This is a genomic window from uncultured Virgibacillus sp. (genome assembly GCF_947495635.1).
GTDB classification, from domain to species: domain Bacteria; phylum Bacillota; class Bacilli; order Bacillales; family Amphibacillaceae; genus Virgibacillus; species Virgibacillus salarius.
Genome location: NZ_CANMAB010000094.1, coordinates 1 through 16819 on the forward strand (window position 1 = coordinate 1; position 16819 = coordinate 16819).

A 16819-nucleotide genomic window follows, 5' to 3' on the forward strand; every position below is an offset into this window, starting at 1 on the left:
AAATATTGAAAAAAGTAAAAAAAGTGATACGCCCTAAATTGGCGTACCACTTTTTTCAGTTACTGGGTTTTGTCCCAACCCCTTTTTTGATAGTCTAGGAATTATAAAATGTGCCCATGTGGGTGGATAAATATTGGCGTGTTGAGTCGCGTAAAGTGCAAGCACCGAGAAACGAGGCGATTTCACAAATCGCCTTAATCTAATTCATTCATCGGCTCGAAAGCTCACCGTGATTTCTTTATCTCCGTTGACTTGCTCCAGTCGCTACGTTTCTAATCGGACACTTGCGCTCTAAAATATACGAGACTCCTGCGGGATAACATGATTATTGTATTTTGCGTAAAAAGCTGTTTTTTTATCCCCGCTCTTTATGACTTAAATAAAATCGTCAGATGCTTTTTTTTCTGTATATAAACGAAATTTTCCGGTAGCATGACGTTGTTTCGTTTTGTGCTCAATTCGTTCATAACATAATTGGCAAAGGTACATATGGATTCGCCTGTTTCTTAATCGTTTCGCTTCAAAGGAATGATCATCAATACTTTCTATATTGTCGCAAATTGTACATTTAACTTGCATAATTTCACCTCAACGTAAAAAAATAGGCTTAAGATTATTGTCGACAATATCATCATTATTTGTCATCATAATCTAATCTTAGTGTAACACAATGTGGACCTGAAAAAGAAGTATGTCATGTTTGATGATTGGTGGAATAGGGTAAATACCTCATAAATAAGTAAAAGAAAGGGCGATTTGATGAAGAAAGGATATTTGTATTCTGCTGGTGCAGCTGGTGTGATTGGTGCAACAATGGCAGGATATTTTTTAAAGAATAAAGATAATCGGCAAAAAGTAAAAGACAAAATAACAAATTATCAAAATGGAATACGTACTACTTTTGAAGATGCTGGTGTACCGGATCAATCAGAAAACCAGGATCTAGCACAATTAGAAAACGCTAAAATGGTTTCAGAAGGCTCTCAATTTGGAGTTCAATACTATACAGAGCATAAAGATAATAATGCCATTGAGCATCAACAATAAGGATAAAGAGTTTCCGTAATAGTCGGAAACTCTTTTATTATTCATTATTATGATGATTAGATTGTTCTTCTTCTGTATCTTCTAGCTTTTGTTTTTCGTCCTCGGGTATTACTTCTTTATTTTGATCCGGTTCCTGAGGTCTGTCATCGCTGATTGGAAAATCTGGCATATACCTTCCTACAATTGCAGCAAGTTCATCTACAACGCCATGGACTGGGTGTCCTTGTCTAATTTTATTTGCCATTCCTCTAATTCTTTCTGTCATATCTGCATCCGCTACAACAACCGCTGTTTTTCCATAAGGATCATGATAAAGAGCTTCTAACACACTATATTTTATCGTGCCTACTCTCGATCGATCGAGGTCTTTATCTACATCAATCCCTACAACTGCATAGGGGCCAGCTACAACAGATGTCGCGTCTTCAACGTTAGGAACGTCACTTGCAATATTTGCAAGGTGATCTGCGATTTCTGTATTTGTAAGGTTTTTTTGTTCGTGAGGGTCCGAATTCTTTACCTGAATCATTTGATTGTCTTTCTCTTCATTCGATAATGGCTCTTCTTGACTTTGCTGCTGACATGCTGCCAATATAAATATATTAGCAAGTAATATTAAACCTATTCGCCATCTCATTAGAAATTCCTCCATCCATAATAAAAACGATTACTGTTATTTTGGATGAAATAATATAAATTATACAAAACGGTAAGATATTGAGGGTTATTTACGAAAACTATGATAAAGATAGTATTAGAAAAAATTACTTCGGCAAAGAACAAAAGCGCAAACGCCCGAATAGAAACGTAGTAACTGGAGCGAGTCAACGAAGATAAAGGATTACGGTGTGCTTGTGAGCCGATGATGACTTAGATTAGGGCGATTCATGAAGTCGCCTCGTTTCTGAAGGCTGGTGCTGGACGCGGCTCAACACGCCAAGATTTATTCACATGGGAAAATTTATAATTTCCCTGCTTATAAAAAAGGTTGTCGCAACAATGTGCACAACCTTCAAAATCATTCGGTAACTTTTTAATAAAGTTTTTCATCACTGCTTTCCCATTATTTCTTTCCGTTGTTCTATGGTCAAATAGAAAGAAGAAGATGTCTAAGTTAGTGTTACTTTATTTTTATAGCAGTAATATGTTTAATAGGATTATCCTTGTTGGAACCGTCTTGATAATATAAATGAACCGGTCCGTCTTCTTTAAGAGGTTTTCCATCCCGAGCGAATAGAAAATAACTATGGTATAAATCATCAATGGAAATAGGGATTTCTTTACTATCAGTAACTAAAATTGCACCCGATGCATCCTTGCTAATTTCTGCATTATCAAGAAAATGACCTATTGGCATCACGTAAGAGCTTTCCAAGATTTTTTCGCGCTCGTATTTTTTAATACTTCTATTTACGGGTGGTTTTATATTTTGTTGATAGACCTCTTGGCTCCATCTTTGAGAAGCACGTTCTAATTCGTCTTGATCATTGGTATCAACTGGTTTTTCTGTAAAAGCTTTCTCTAGTTCTATTTTTCTGTCATCGAATATCCACACTGTTGGATCTAATGTAATGGGATACGCTACTTTCCCGTTTATTGGTACGATCATATTTATCACCTCTTAAAAGTTGTCCTTCTTAAGGATAGCAGACCTATACTAATTTTTCACTTCTAAGATTATGATTTTCTTTAATTTTATTTGCATTTTATTGATGCTAACGATAATATAATATAGAGAAGGAAGCTTATTTTTGGAGGGGATAGATTTGATTCATGAGGTGACAGTAAATCATCGCGAAAAAGCCCATGCCCTTCTTAAGGCTGATGCTGACAAAATTTTGCGACTAATAGAAGTTCAAATAGATAACCTAACAATGCCACAATGTCCTTTATACGAAGAAGTTCTCGATACACAAATGTTTGGGCTTTCCAGGGAAATTGATTTTGCTGTTCGTTTGAACTTAATCAGCGAAGATGAAGGTAAAGCACTCCTTGAAAATTTGGAGAGGCAGTTAAATATTCTGCATGAAGCAGCGCAGAAATCCGTGTGATAGTAACGTCACGAGATTAGTTGCGGGTTGAACGAAGATGCAAAAACTTTGCCTACAAACTAAAACGGCAAGGTTTTTTTGTTTAAACACAATGTAAATAGGTAAGTGAGTAGCTTCATACCCTGCGATAAGACATAATAAATATAGAATTTATAGAAAACAATACCGCTTGTAATACATAAAAGTAGGGAGAAGGAAAATGGTACAGAAATTAAAAAATTATGATTTTACTTTAATGATTACCCCAATCCTCTTAGCTGCATTTGGATTAGTAATGATTTATAGTGCGAGTATGGTATTCGCAGTAGTAAATGAGTATAAACCTACGCATTATTTGGGCTTACAATCTGTTAGATTTGCAATGGGATTAGGAGCATTTATAGTTTGCTGTATTTTCCCTTATAAGTATTACCAAAAATTAATAAAACCAATCATATTAGGTATCATTTTATTATTAATAGCTGTGTTATTGTTTGGTTCAAATGTAAACAATGCTCAGTCATGGATATTTGGAATACAGCCTGCTGAGTTTGCTAAACTTGCACTAATTATGTACCTAGCTTCTGTTTATTCGAAAAAACAAGAATATATTGATCAGTTTAGTAAAGGAGTACTTCCACCGCTTATACTAACAGGCATAATTTTAGGCTTAGTCGTCCTTCAGCCTGATATTGGAACAGCATCAATTATCTTTTTGATTGCATGTTCCGTAATTTTTAGTTCAGGAATTCGATTAAAACACTTGCTGATATTAATAGGTATTGGTGTTGCATTATTATTATTTGCAATACCATATATGATAACAGACGAAAGGCTTTCCCGTTTTACAGGAGCATATCAGCCCTTTCAAACACCCGATTCTCATGGCTATCAATTAATTCAGTCCTATCTGGCGATAGGTAATGGTGGTATTTTGGGAGAAGGGCTCGGGCAAAGTGTTCAAAAGCTCGGCTATTTAACCGAGGCTCATACTGATTTTATTATGGCAATTGTTGCTGAAGAGCTTGGTTTTTTAGGGGTGGTTATCGTTATAGGAATGTTAGCCATTATTGTTTTACGCGGAATTTTTATCTCGCGAAAAACAAAAGACAGCTTTGGAGCATTATTAGCTATAGGTATATCGTCAATGGTAGGTTTGCAGGCTATTATTAATTTAGGAGCAATTAGTGGTTTACTTCCTATCACAGGAGTTCCACTTCCGTTTGTAAGCTATGGTGGTTCGTCTCTATTGGTATTAATGATATCGATGGGGGTTTTAAATAATATAGCAATGCAAGTAAAGAAGAGAGAACAAGAACCAGCAACCGAACAACAGAATAATGATAGTAAAGTACTTTATACTAATCGAGGAGGAAAAACATGGAAGAACAACTTAAGCAGATAAACAAAATATTAGTTGCAAACCGAGGAGAGATAGCAATACGTGTTTTTCGGGCTTGTACTGAATTAAACATCCGGACAGTTGCTATTTATTCTAAGGAGGATTCTAGCTCTTACCATCGGTATAAAGCGGATGAAGCGTATCTTATCGGTGAAGGAAAGAAGCCAATTGAGGCTTACCTTGATATTGAAGGCATTATTAAGCTCGCAAAAAAAGTTGGTGTGGATGCGATTCACCCTGGGTATGGTTTTCTTTCGGAGAATATTTTATTTGCGAAACGTTGTGAAGAAGAAGGAATCATTTTTATTGGTCCCACAAGTAAGCATCTCGATATGTTTGGGGATAAGGTAAAAGCACGAACACAAGCGATTAATGCAGGAATTCCTATTATACCAGGAAGCGATGGGCCAGTTACTTCTTTAGAAGAAGTAGAAGAATTCACTACGCAGCATGGCTTTCCAATTATAATAAAGGCATCACTTGGTGGTGGCGGTCGAGGTATGCGCATCGTACGCAGTGAACAAGGACTTGCAGAAGCGTATGACCGTGCGAAATCTGAAGCAAGGGCTGCTTTCGGAAATGATGAGATCTATGTTGAAAAATTAATTGAGAATCCAAAGCATATTGAGGTGCAAATAATTGGTGACCATGCTGGTAATACAATTCACCTGTTTGAAAGAGATTGCTCTGTCCAGCGAAGACACCAAAAGGTAGTAGAAGTAGCACCTAGTACATCATTGCCTGACAAATTACGGATGGAAATATGTAATGCAGCAGTACACCTAATGGACAATGTTCAATATGTTAATGCTGGAACAGTAGAATTTCTTGTAACAGAAAATGAATTTTACTTTATAGAAGTAAATCCACGTGTTCAAGTAGAGCATACGATAACTGAAATGATTACGGGTGTGGATATTGTTCAGACACAAATTAAGGTAGCTGAAGGAAGAAACTTACATGATACTTCTATTGGCATACCGGAACAAGATAAATTGGTTACAAATGGTTTTGCTATTCAATCTCGGGTAACTACAGAAGATCCCTTAAATAATTTTATGCCTGACACAGGAAGAATCATGGCATATCGAACTGGTGGGGGATTTGGAGTTCGATTAGATGCAGGTAATGGGTTTCAAGGAGCAGTCATCTCACCTCATTACGACTCACTCTTAGTAAAGGTATCTACTTGGGCACTAACATTTGAGCAAGCTGTACAAAAAATGGTCAGAAACTTAAAAGAATTCCGGATACGTGGAATTAAAACAAATATTCCTTTTTTAGAAAATGTCATCTTACATGAGAATTTTCTTTCAGGTGTTTATAATACGACCTTTATCGACCAAACACCGGAGCTATTCGTTTTTCCGAAACGAAAGGACCGAGGTACAAAGATGTTAACCTATATTGGTCATACGACTATTAATGGGTTAGATGCATCAGGGAAGAAGGCAAAACCATCTTTTTCAAAATTACAAATTCCTAAATTTGACTCAGCAGAGAAAATCCCTGATGGCACAAAACAAATTCTTGATCAGCAAGGACCTGAAGGACTTGCAAATTGGTTGAAAGAGCAAAAGGAAGTCTTATTAACTGATACGACATTCCGTGATGCCCATCAATCTTTATTAGCAACGAGGGTTAGAACAAAGGATTTGTATCAAATTGCTGAGCCGACAGCACGATTATTACCAAATTTATTCTCCGTAGAAATGTGGGGTGGAGCGACCTTTGATGTTGCTTATCGTTTCCTAAAAGAAGATCCATGGGAACGTCTGTTAAAGCTTCGAGAAAAAATGCCAAACGTACTTTTTCAAATGTTGCTACGTGCAAGTAACGCGGTAGGGTATAAAAATTATCCAGATAATTTAATTAAAGAATTTGTTGAAAAAAGTGCTACTGCAGGAATAGATGTTTTCCGAATTTTTGATAGCTTGAATTGGGTTGAAGGAATGCAATTAGCAATCGAGTCCGTTCGCGAAAATAACAAAATTGCTGAAGCCACAATGTGTTACACTGGAGATATATTAGATATTGGCCGTTCTAAATATGACATAGAATATTATAAAAAACTTGCTAAATCATTAGAGGATTCTGGTGCCCACATACTAGGTATTAAAGATATGGCTGGATTATTAAAACCGGAAGCGGCATATCAATTGATTTCAACCTTAAAAGAGACTGTTGATTTACCAATTCATTTGCACACGCATGATACAAGTGGAAATGGAATTTATTTATACGCTCGAGCAATAGATGCAGGTGTTGATGTTGTAGACGTTGCTGCTGGGCCAATGGCTGGGTTAACATCACAGCCAAGCGCACAAACACTATATCATGCGTTAGAATCCCATTCGAGACAGCCAAAGGTAAATGTTTCTGCTTATGAAAAACTTTCGCATTATTGGGAAGGGATTCGAGACTATTATCGTGACTTTGAAAGTGGTATGAAATCACCGCATACAGAAATATATATGCATGAAATGCCTGGTGGACAATATAGTAATCTAAAACAGCAAGCCAAGGCAGTCGGTTTAGAAGACAGATGGAATGAAGTAAAAGCAATGTTTAGGCAAGTAAATGATATGTTTGGCGATATTATTAAGGTAACTCCTTCCTCAAAAGTTATTGGTGACATGACATTATTCATGGTACAAAATAATTTAACAGAAGATGATATTTATGAACGAGGGGAATCTATCGACTTCCCTGATTCGGTAATAGAATTTGCTCAAGGCTATATTGGACAACCATATCAAGGGTTTCCTCAAGAATTGCAACGCATTATTCTAAAGGGTAAGGAACCAATTAAGGTACGTCCAGGCGAACTACTAGATCCGATCGATTTTACCCAATTAAAAGAAACGTTATTTAAGACACTAGATCGTCAGGTTACTAGTTTTGATTTGATATCACATGCATTATATCCAAAGGTATTTATGGATTACAATAAATTCTACGATACATATGGAGATATGTCGGTTTTAGATACACCAACTTTCTTCTATGGTATGAATCTAGGTGAAGAGATAGAAGTAGAAATCGAACAAGGAAAGACGCTAATTGTAAAGCTTGTATCGATATCTGAAGCAAGGGCAGATGGTACTAGGGTTATCTATTTTGAGTTAAATGGACAAACACGTGAAATTGTCGTTAAGGATGAAAGTATCCAGTCAGAATTAGAAATAAAGCCAAAGGCGGATAAAGGAAATGATAAGCATATCGGAGCAACAATGCCTGGTACGGTTATTAAGGTTTTAAGAAATGTTGGTGAAAAAGTAGATAAAGGTGATCATATTTTAATAACCGAAGCTATGAAAATGGAAACAACTGTTCAAGCACCTTTTACAGGTACAATTAAGAATATATACGTCAGTGACGCCGATACGATCGAAGTAGGAGATTTGCTCATCGAATTTGATTAAATGGGATACCACTTGATTAATAGGGTGTTGGTCAGCGCTACTTGACGTAGCTTGTTACTATGTGAATAGCTGTGCCAAAAGTGTACCTGAAATAAAAAATCTCAAGGAAATTTTTTTCCTTGAGATTTTTTTATGCAAATAATTGACATAAACAGTTTCCATATTAAGTTGATGAAATATTGGGCTTATCTTGCGTTTGCTTTTCATACTTACCACTTCTTGTTGCTAGCAAAACAAAATAACTCAGCATGCCAAAATAAAGAGAAATTACGAGTGCATGTAAAAGTGCCGTACCTAGATGTAGTCGAGTAAAGATTATCATTGCTCCAAAGAATACTTGTAAGGAGATAAATGATAATGTTATGATCCAACCCCAATACATAATATGGTTGGAACGATAATTTTTAATCATTTGTATAAAAGCTATTACTGTCCATATAAATAATATTGCCGCAGCTAATCGATGTCCCATTTGAATCCATTGAGGTATAGTATATTCTGAGAAAGCAAATGGAGCATTATTATTACAGAATGGCCATCCACCACACACCAGATTAGATTCAGTATGGCGCACAAGGGCGCCAGTATAAACAACCAACATAGTGTATATCGTTAATGCATATATTTCGATACGATGAAACCTCTTAATAAATAGAGATTTAGCATCGAATTTTTGGTCAACCTCAAAAACGAGAAGCATAAGCAAAAAGACGGAAGCAAAGGAAATTAGCGAAATGCCAAAGTGTGCAGCTAATACAAAGTCAGATTGCCCCCATTTCACTGCTGCAGCCCCAATAAGTGCTTGAAGAATTAAAAAAAATAATGAAAGAAATGACAAGAACTTCACTTCACGAATATGGCCAATATGTCTCCAAGCTAATACTGCCAAGCCCAATACTGCAAAACCAACAATACCTGTGACCATACGGTGACTTAATTCAATTATTAACTCTGGTGTAATCGTAGTTGGTATTATTTCTCCTTCACATAATGGCCAACTATCTCCACATCCGTCAGCTGATCCTGTTTTCGTTACAAGTGCACCACCTAATAAAACGAACATCATACCAATGGTTGCCACGACAGATAACCACTTTAAGATTTTGATCATTAGTAAATCCTCACTTTATGTAATTTGAAAAATAGTATGTTTACAAATCCGATAGATTTATCATAATATTAATACCTGAGAAAAAGCAATGGTTTGCCTCAAAAATGGATTGTGTTGACACACAATTGTAATAGTATCATGTTTTGTTTTTCTTTTCACTATAGAAAATATAAAAAACGCTTGCATTGTTGTCTGTTGTTTGCTAGAAATAGTGTAGGGGAGTTTGATATACTTACCATCATTACGCGAAAATAACTACCATCCTACATAGCCAATTCTTTATTGTTTTAAAATGATTCACAAAATCGTCACAAAAATATGAGTGAATTACAGTAAAATAATTACTAGGTAGTTATTAGATTGTAAAACAATTCCATGATACAATTAATTTTTGGGGATACTTTGTTTTTATTGGATTTTCCACTAAAGTATACCTTGTCTCATTATGCCTTTTGGTAGGCGCTTGAAGGGGGGATATGAATGGATAAAGCAGAGACACCTACATCAACGGTTGTAAGCAATGCTGGTGTTTCCGACGATAAACGTTCCAACACGTTACTTGCAGATATTAAGTCATTGATCAAAGTTGGAATCATTAATTCCAATTTAATCACTGTATTTGCAGGTTTCTGGTTAGCGCTATATTTTACCGGATCTTCTTTTACAGATTATATTGGAACATTTATATTAACAATGGTAGGAAGTGCACTAGTGATTGCCGGAGGGTGTATGTTAAATAATTGGTACGATGCTGATATTGATCCAATTATGACAAGAACGAAATTACGCCCAACCGTAACCGGAACCATTTCACTTCAAGCTGTTCTTACACTTGGTATCGTTACCACATTAATAGGATTTGGACTACTCCTGTTTACAACTATTGAAGCGGTATTATTTGCGTTTATTGGTTGGTTTGTATACGTTGTTCTCTATACGATGTGGTCTAAAAGAAAGTATACGCTGAATACAGCAATTGGTAGTTTTTCTGGGGCAGCACCACCTTTAATTGGCTGGGCGGCAGTAGAACCGAATTTTCATATTGTTCCATTTATTCTGTTTTTAATTATGTTTATTTGGCAGACTCCACATTTTCTTGCATTAGCAATGAGAAAAAGTAAAGAATATAAAGCAGCAGGTATACCAATGCTACCAGTAGTACATGGTTTTGAATTCACGAAACGTCAAATTGTAATTTACATTGCATGTTTATTACCATTACCGTTTTACCTAGCTTCGTTGGGAACAACGTTCATGGTTATTGCTACTTTACTTAATGTTGGATGGCTAGCAATTGGTATCAGTGGATTCTTTATGAAAAATGATCTGAAATGGGCAAACATCATTTTTATTTATTCATTGAATTATTTAACTATCTTATTTTTAATGATGGTTCTAGTAACATGGAACTCTCCATTTAGTTAATTCGTCCTTAATTTAATTTATATATAAGGAGCATCAAGAAAAGAAAGAGAGGTATGGATACATGAAAGGTTGGATGGGAAAATTCAAATCTGTATTCCTTTTAAGTTTACTTGCACTTGTCCTTGCTGGGTGTGGGAAAGAAAACTTAACTGCCCTTGTACCAAAAGGGTATGGAGCAGAGTCTTCCATGAATTTAATTATTCTATCATCAATTATTATGTTATTTGTGTTTGTTATCGTATTTTTGGTTTATGTAATTACACTTGTCCGTTTTCGCAAAAAGAAGGGACAGGAAAATTTCATACCAAAGCAAGTAGAGGGCAACAAAACCTTGGAAACAGTATGGACAGTTATTCCAATTATTTTAGTGCTTGTGCTTGCAGTACCAACCGTTGCTGCTACATTTGATTTGGCAGATACATCCAAATCAAAAGATGGTATCAACATTGATGTTACTGGTAATCAATACTGGTGGCACTTTAGTTATGCTGGTGAAGAAATTCAAACAAGTCAGGATTTATACATTCCAACAGGAGAAAAAGTATATCTAAATATGCAATCATCAGATGTAATCCATTCATTATGGGTACCAAGTATCTCTGGTAAGATGGATGTTAACCCTGAAAATGTCAACACCATGTATATTGAAGCAAAAGAAGAAGGGGTTTACTGGGGCAAATGTGCAGAGCTATGCGGACCTTCACATTCCTTGATGGATTTTAAAGTTATTGCTGTTAGTCCAGAAGAATATGATCAATGGGTTGAAGACATGCAAGGTGTTGATCCAGAAGCGCAGCCTCAAGATGCAGTGGCTCAAGATGGTAAGGCAGCATTTGAGGAAAATAACTGTATGAGCTGTCACGCTATTGGTTCTTCGCCAAATGCGGTAGGTCCAAACTTAACCAACTTTGGTGATCGCTCTAGAATAGCTGGTATTTTGGAACCAACAAAAGAGAAGTTAGTTAATTGGATTATGGATCCTGAATCCATAAAACCAGGGAACAAAATGACGAATAATTACCCTGAACTATCTAAAGAAGAAGCAAGTAATATCGCAGAGTATTTGCTGCAATTGCAGCCATCTGAGATAACTCCAGAGAGTGCAGGAAACTAATTAAACTAAAGGGTGGAAGAAGTAAAAGGGAGGTTTAAAATTTGAGTATTGCAGCTGCTCAAAAGAAAGGCTTCGGTGCTGTTATTTGGGATTATTTAACCACAGTCGATCATAAGAAAATTGCGCATTTGTATTTATTCGGCGGTGGCTTCTTTTTCCTACTTGGCGGACTTGAAGCATTGTTTATTCGTATACAACTGATTAAACCTGAGAATGATTTTTTAAGTGCAGGTTTATATAATGAAATGATAACGATGCATGGTACGACTATGATATTCCTTGCAGCTATGCCATTATTGCTAGGAATAATGAACGCTATTATGCCCTTACAGATTGGGGCACGAGATGTAGCCTTTCCATTTTTAAATTCACTTGGGTTTTGGCTATTTATGTTTGGTGGGGTTCTTTTAAACTGTAGCTGGTTCCTCGGAGGCGCTCCTGATGCAGGTTGGACTGCCTACACACCATTATCAACCACGTCTCCTGGTCATGGAGTGGACTTTTATATCCTAGGTCTCCAGATTTCGGGTGCAGGGACATTAATGGGTGGTATTAACTTTTTAGTAACAATAGTTACAATGCGTGCACCAGGCATGACATATATGCGTATGCCGCTCTTCACTTGGACGACATTTGTAACAAGCGTGCTAATTTTATTTGCCTTTCCAGCTTTAACAGTTGGACTGTTTTTATTAATGTTTGACCGTATGTTCGGATCTGCGTTCTTTGAAGTTTCGCTTGGAGGAAATGCAGTTATCTGGCAGCATCTATTTTGGATATTTGGTCATCCAGAGGTTTACATTTTAATACTTCCAGCATTTGGTGTGTTTAGTGATATATTCGCAACCTTCTCTAAGAAGCGATTATTCGGTTATACTGCCATGGTATTTGCTACAATACTGATCGCATTCTTAGGTTTTATGGTTTGGGCACACCATATGTTTACCGTGGGTCTTGGACCTGTTGCTAATGCTATTTTTGCGATTGCTACGATGGCGATCGCCGTACCTACTGGTATTAAGATCTTTAACTGGTTGGCAACAATGTGGGGCGGTAGCATTACGATTAATTCCGCAATGCTTTGGTCATTAGCATTTATTCCATCATTTACAATCGGTGGAATGACAGGGGTAATGCTTGCCTCAGCTGTTGCAGACTATCAATATCACGATTCTTATTTTGTTGTAGCTCACTTCCACTATGTTATTGTAGGTGGAGTAGTATTTGGTATTTTGGCAGCCTTACATTATTGGTGGCCGAAGATGTTTGGAAAAATTCTAAATGAAGCCTTAGGTAAATTATCGTTCTGGTTATTCTTTATCGGCTTCCATTTAACTTTCTTTATTCAACACTTTTTAGGTCTAATGGGTATGCCTCGACGCTATTGGGTATTCTTAGAGGATCAAGGCTTGGATATAGGTAACCTAGTTAGTACTATAGGAGCACTGTTAATGGGTGTTGGAGGTCTTTTATTTGTTATTAACATCATCTATACATCTGTTAAAGGAGAAAAAGCTCCAGCGGATCCTTGGGACGGTCGTACGTTAGAATGGGCTATTCCTTCTCCACCACCGTTCTATAACTTTAAGCAAACACCACTTGTACGTGGGCTTGATCCACTATGGATTGAGAAAACGGAAGGTAAGGGTGAAATGACTGCCGCCGAGCCACTTGGGGACATTCATATGCCTGATGGATCTATTTTACCTTTCATCATGTCATTAGGTTTCTTTATTGCAGGGTTTGGATTTATTTATCAGGTGGATCAAAAAGCATGGTTAGTAGCTGTGTTTGCCGGTATGGGTATTGCGCTAGCTTGTATGCTTATTCGCTCTTTGAAAGATTACCATGGCTTTCATATTACCAAAGAAGAACTTGAAAGGGAGGCTGACTAATATGAGTCACGATCATTCCTTAAATCCAGAAACGATGCCTCAGGAACCAGAAAAGGCTACCCTTGAAGGTAAAAATAAATTCCTTGGGCTATGGTTCTTCTTAGGCGGTGAGACAGTTTTATTCGCCAGTTTGTTTGGGACTTTCTTAGCATTGAGAAATTCAACTGCAGACGGTCCTGCTGGTGAAGAAATTTTTGGCTTAGAGCTTGTTTTTCTAATGACAATGCTTTTATTAACTAGTTCACTTACTAGTGTGTATGCGATGTATCATATGAAGAACAATGACTTTAAGAAAATGCAATTATGGTTAGGGATCACTGCATTTCTTGGTATTGGATTCCTAGCTTGTGAAATATATGAGTTTTATCATTATATTCACGAGTATCATTTTACGTTTAGATCGTCTGCTTTTGGTTCAGCGTTCTATACGTTAGTAGGTTTCCATGGAGGGCACGTAGCGTTTGGGCTTAGTTGGTTAATTGCCATTATGGTTCGAAATGCGAAGCGTGGTTTAAACCTATATAATGCACCAAAATATTACACATTCAGCTTGTATTGGCACTTTATTGATGTCGTATGGGTATTTATCTTTACGGTTGTATACCTAATGGGAAAGGTGGGTTAATTCATGACGGATAACACCAATATCAATTCGTTCCAAAAGCAAAAGAATAAAGAAGAAATGAAGAAGCAACTTATTACTTTTGCTCTTATGATTGGATTTACCATTATAGCTTTTGCTATTGTTGCAACTGAAGCAATGGATAAAATGTTCGCTATTCCTCTACTGCTAATTTTAGCAGTAGTTCAAGTAGCATTTCAGTTCTATTATTTTATGCATATGAAGGATAAGGGACATGAGTTTCCATCCATGATGATTTATGGTGGTATATGGGCTGCTATATTAACGGTAGCAGCATTAGTAGCCATTGTTTGGTGGTAGGATAAAAGAGGCTGAGACAATAGATTGAAGAAACAATAAAAAAACGAACGATGATTAGTTGAAAATAATTATCGTTCGTTTTTTGATCAAAATAATTCATTTAGCACCTGAAATAAGCGAGATTCCGGCGGGAACAGCACGAGTCCGAAGGTCCACTTGGTAACGTGTTTTTCTTTACCAAGTTAGCTGAGGCTGTGTCCGTGGAAAGCGAGTATGTTTTTGCGGTGCGGCGATGATACTCCTATTGATAACATGATTATTCGTATGTTGAGTAAAGAAGTTGTGTTTTGTCTCAGCCTCTTTTTCTTAGTCTAGGAAATTATAAAATTAGCCCATGTGGATAAATAGGCGCGTGTTAAGTCACGTCCAGTTCCAGCTCCCAGAAACGAGGCTACTTCATGAATCGTCCTAATCTAAGCCATCATCGGCTCGCGAGCTCACCGTGATTCTTTTATCGCGGTTGACTTGCTTCAGTCGCTACGTTTCTATTCGGCGCTACGCTTTTGTTCTTGCTTTATGCTAGTGTTTTCTAAAAGTCGTCACATTATAAGTGTGTGTTAATATTCATATTCAGTTATAATAGTGAGGACAATCCTTTTATAGAGGTGAATAATAATGTGGCTAGAATTACAGATCTTCGGATTTCGTGCCTTATGGAGTCCGTATTTTCTATTATTTGTAATCGGATTGGGTGTCGCTTACTTTTTAGTTACAGGTCCATATCGTCATAAATTTGGTGGAACTGATAAACCGACGGGTAAACAGCAAGTTATGTTCTATATCGCAATCTTTTTACTTTACGTAGTTAAGGGAGCACCGATAGATTTGCTTTCACATATTATGCTAACTGCTCACATGGTACAGATGGCAATTTACTACTTAGTATTTCCTATACTCGTAATAAAGGGAATTCCAACTTGGATTTGGAAAAAAGTAATTGGAGCACCAATTATTAAACCGCTTTTTAACTTATTAACTAAACCGTTAATTTCACTGCTCCTGTTTAATGCACTATTTTCCATCTATCACATTCCTGTAATCTTTGACTTTGCTAAATCCAATCCGATTGCACATACAACTATTTCGCTTGTAATACTTGCAGCAGCTTTCATTGTTTGGTGGCCAATCTTATCACCAATTAAAGAAATGGATACAATGCGACCACTAGTGAAAATAGGGTATATTTTTGCTAATGGTGTGTTAATCACTCCAGCATGTGTGTTGATCATATTTGCAGACCATCCTTTATTTGCTGCATATAGTCAAGATGGAGCCTGGTTACAGGCGCTTGCTTTATGCGTTCCGGGAGAGGTACTAGAGGGAATATCTTTTTCCATTTCTGGACCTGAAATGTTCTCCCCAATGAGTACCGTTGAGGATCAGCAATTAGGTGGGATTATTATGAAAATCATGCAGGAAATCACCTATGGTATTCTGTTAGGTAGAATTTTCTTTAAGTGGTTTAATCAAGAGAGCTTGAGAGTCGATCCAATACCAGCAGATATAAGAAATTAACAAAGATTTATTCCTATAGAAAGATTACTAATATTGTTTTCAGCACTTTACTTGATTGCAATTTTAGTCCTAAGCCTCACCTCTTTTATCTAGTTACTTGGTAATTAGGTGGGGGCTTTGTTGTGTTTAGGAATTTTTTTATACTGGTGTAAAATTGAAATACTAATAATATGACATTATGTTGTAAAAATAGTATCAGTAAGTCTATTTTAAATGGAAACCGTATTTTTAAGCATAAGCTGAAACTGATTCGTCCATAATGACTTTATCAGGACGTCGTGATTTTAGCCTTTAACAAAATATGATAAAATATAAAAGCATAATCTTGAGGTTTGCTGAGTTACTTATGCATTTTTAGAAGGGAGCACATATTTTCTATGCCTTTATTGCCCACTATTAGTACGTTTTTTATTGTTCTTAGTGCAGTATTAGTCGCTTTTGGCTGGCGATTTATTGTTAAAGGAGAGGCGAAAAGCCACAAGAAAACGATGATTGCCGCTGCAATTAGTGCATTGCTGTTTTTTATTATTTATATATCAAGAACTATTTTTATTGGTAATACGAGCTTTGGAGGACCAGAGGATCTTGAAATATATTATACGATTTTCTTGATTTTTCACATTACCTTAGCTACAACGGGGGCTGTTTTTGGTATTACAACGTTGGTATTGGCATTTAAGCGTAAGATCAGCGTACATAGAAAAATAGGTCCGATTACGAGTATAATTTGGTTTTTAAGCGCGTCTACCGGAGTAATTGTTTATCTTTTACTATATATACTCTATGAGGGTGGAGAAACAACTAGTTTAATAAAAGCAATTTTAGGAACATAGAAAAGGGGCTGGGACATAACTAGCCTGGAGAAGTAAAAAAGAGATTCCAGTTATCAAAAATAGATAGCTGGAATCTTTT

15 protein-coding genes are annotated in these 16819 nt (G+C 36.6%); 11 read left to right on the forward strand and 4 right to left on the reverse strand.

Features of this window, described 5'->3' with window-relative positions; genetic code table 11:
- Nucleotides 1-375 precede the first annotated feature (375 nt).
- Nucleotides 376-579, reverse strand: coding sequence for a YlaI family protein (locus Q1A47_RS16535; RefSeq protein ID WP_026680765.1), 204 nt, complete (start codon nt 577-579; stop codon nt 376-378).
- A 180-nt stretch (nt 580-759) separates the two neighbouring features.
- Between Q1A47_RS16535 and Q1A47_RS16540 the strand changes: the two genes are divergently transcribed.
- The gene (locus Q1A47_RS16540; RefSeq protein WP_026680766.1) at nt 760-1047 is read left to right on the forward strand and encodes a hypothetical protein; all 288 of its coding nucleotides are present in this window, start codon (nt 760-762) and stop codon (nt 1045-1047) included.
- Nucleotides 1048-1084: 37 nt separating this feature from the next.
- Here the strand turns inward: Q1A47_RS16540 and Q1A47_RS16545 are convergent, their stop codons facing one another.
- Together Q1A47_RS16545 and Q1A47_RS16550 are read right to left on the reverse strand one after the other, a co-directional pair.
- Nucleotides 1085-1684, reverse strand: a complete 600-nt coding sequence (locus Q1A47_RS16545) for a YhcN/YlaJ family sporulation lipoprotein (protein ID WP_026680767.1) — start codon at nt 1682-1684, stop codon at nt 1085-1087.
- 483 nt (nt 1685-2167) lie between these two features.
- Complete coding sequence (locus Q1A47_RS16550) at nt 2168-2656, reverse strand: hypothetical protein (RefSeq protein ID WP_026680768.1); 489 nt, start codon at nt 2654-2656, stop codon at nt 2168-2170.
- A gap of 160 nt (nt 2657-2816) precedes the next feature.
- Between Q1A47_RS16550 and Q1A47_RS16555 the strand changes: the two genes are divergently transcribed.
- The 3 genes from Q1A47_RS16555 to pyc all read left to right on the forward strand — a co-directional run bounded on the left by Q1A47_RS16555 (nt 2817) and on the right by pyc (nt 7904).
- Nucleotides 2817-3098 (forward strand): YlaN family protein, encoded by a 282-nt coding sequence (locus Q1A47_RS16555; RefSeq protein ID WP_026680769.1) that lies wholly within the window; start codon nt 2817-2819, stop codon nt 3096-3098.
- Nucleotides 3099-3297: 199 nt separating this feature from the next.
- On the forward strand, nt 3298-4482 hold the full coding sequence (ftsW, locus tag Q1A47_RS16560) for a putative lipid II flippase FtsW (protein ID WP_026680770.1): 1185 nt from the start codon (nt 3298-3300) through the stop codon (nt 4480-4482).
- Nucleotides 4458-7904: a pyruvate carboxylase gene (gene pyc, locus Q1A47_RS16565; protein ID WP_166530931.1), complete on the forward strand. Its 3447-nt coding sequence runs from the start codon at nt 4458-4460 to the stop codon at nt 7902-7904. Before ftsW ends, pyc begins: the two co-directional genes overlap by 25 nt.
- Nucleotides 7905-8067: 163 nt before the next feature.
- On the opposite strand, the gene Q1A47_RS16570 is transcribed toward pyc, so the two are convergent.
- Nucleotides 8068-9015: a heme A synthase gene (locus tag Q1A47_RS16570; RefSeq protein WP_166530932.1), complete on the reverse strand. Its 948-nt coding sequence runs from the start codon at nt 9013-9015 to the stop codon at nt 8068-8070.
- A 480-nt stretch (nt 9016-9495) separates the two neighbouring features.
- On the opposite strand from Q1A47_RS16570, the gene cyoE reads away from it, so the two are divergent.
- The 7 genes from cyoE (at nt 9496) to Q1A47_RS16605 (ending at nt 16740) form a co-directional block, all read left to right on the forward strand.
- A complete protein-coding gene (cyoE, locus tag Q1A47_RS16575) occupies nt 9496-10440 on the forward strand; it encodes a heme o synthase (protein WP_026680773.1) in 945 nt (314 codons plus the stop codon).
- A gap of 61 nt (nt 10441-10501) precedes the next feature.
- Entirely contained in the window at nt 10502-11554 is a 1053-nt protein-coding gene (gene coxB, locus Q1A47_RS16580; protein WP_121605039.1) for a cytochrome c oxidase subunit II, read from the forward strand.
- Between the two features lie 41 nt (nt 11555-11595).
- Entirely contained in the window at nt 11596-13449 is a 1854-nt protein-coding gene (gene ctaD / locus Q1A47_RS16585; protein WP_166530933.1) for a cytochrome c oxidase subunit I, read from the forward strand.
- Nucleotide 13450: 1 nt separating this feature from the next.
- The gene (locus Q1A47_RS16590; protein WP_026680775.1) at nt 13451-14074 is read left to right on the forward strand and encodes a cytochrome (ubi)quinol oxidase subunit III; all 624 of its coding nucleotides are present in this window, start codon (nt 13451-13453) and stop codon (nt 14072-14074) included.
- 3 nt (nt 14075-14077) lie between these two features.
- Nucleotides 14078-14392 (forward strand): cytochrome c oxidase subunit IVB, encoded by a 315-nt coding sequence (gene ctaF / locus Q1A47_RS16595; protein ID WP_121605041.1) that lies wholly within the window; start codon nt 14078-14080, stop codon nt 14390-14392.
- A gap of 615 nt (nt 14393-15007) precedes the next feature.
- Nucleotides 15008-15907 (forward strand): cytochrome c oxidase assembly factor CtaG, encoded by a 900-nt coding sequence (gene ctaG / locus Q1A47_RS16600; protein WP_121605042.1) that lies wholly within the window; start codon nt 15008-15010, stop codon nt 15905-15907.
- Nucleotides 15908-16284: 377 nt separating this feature from the next.
- The gene (locus Q1A47_RS16605) at nt 16285-16740 is read left to right on the forward strand and encodes a DUF420 domain-containing protein (protein WP_026680778.1); all 456 of its coding nucleotides are present in this window, start codon (nt 16285-16287) and stop codon (nt 16738-16740) included.
- Nucleotides 16741-16819: the final 79 nt, after the last annotated feature.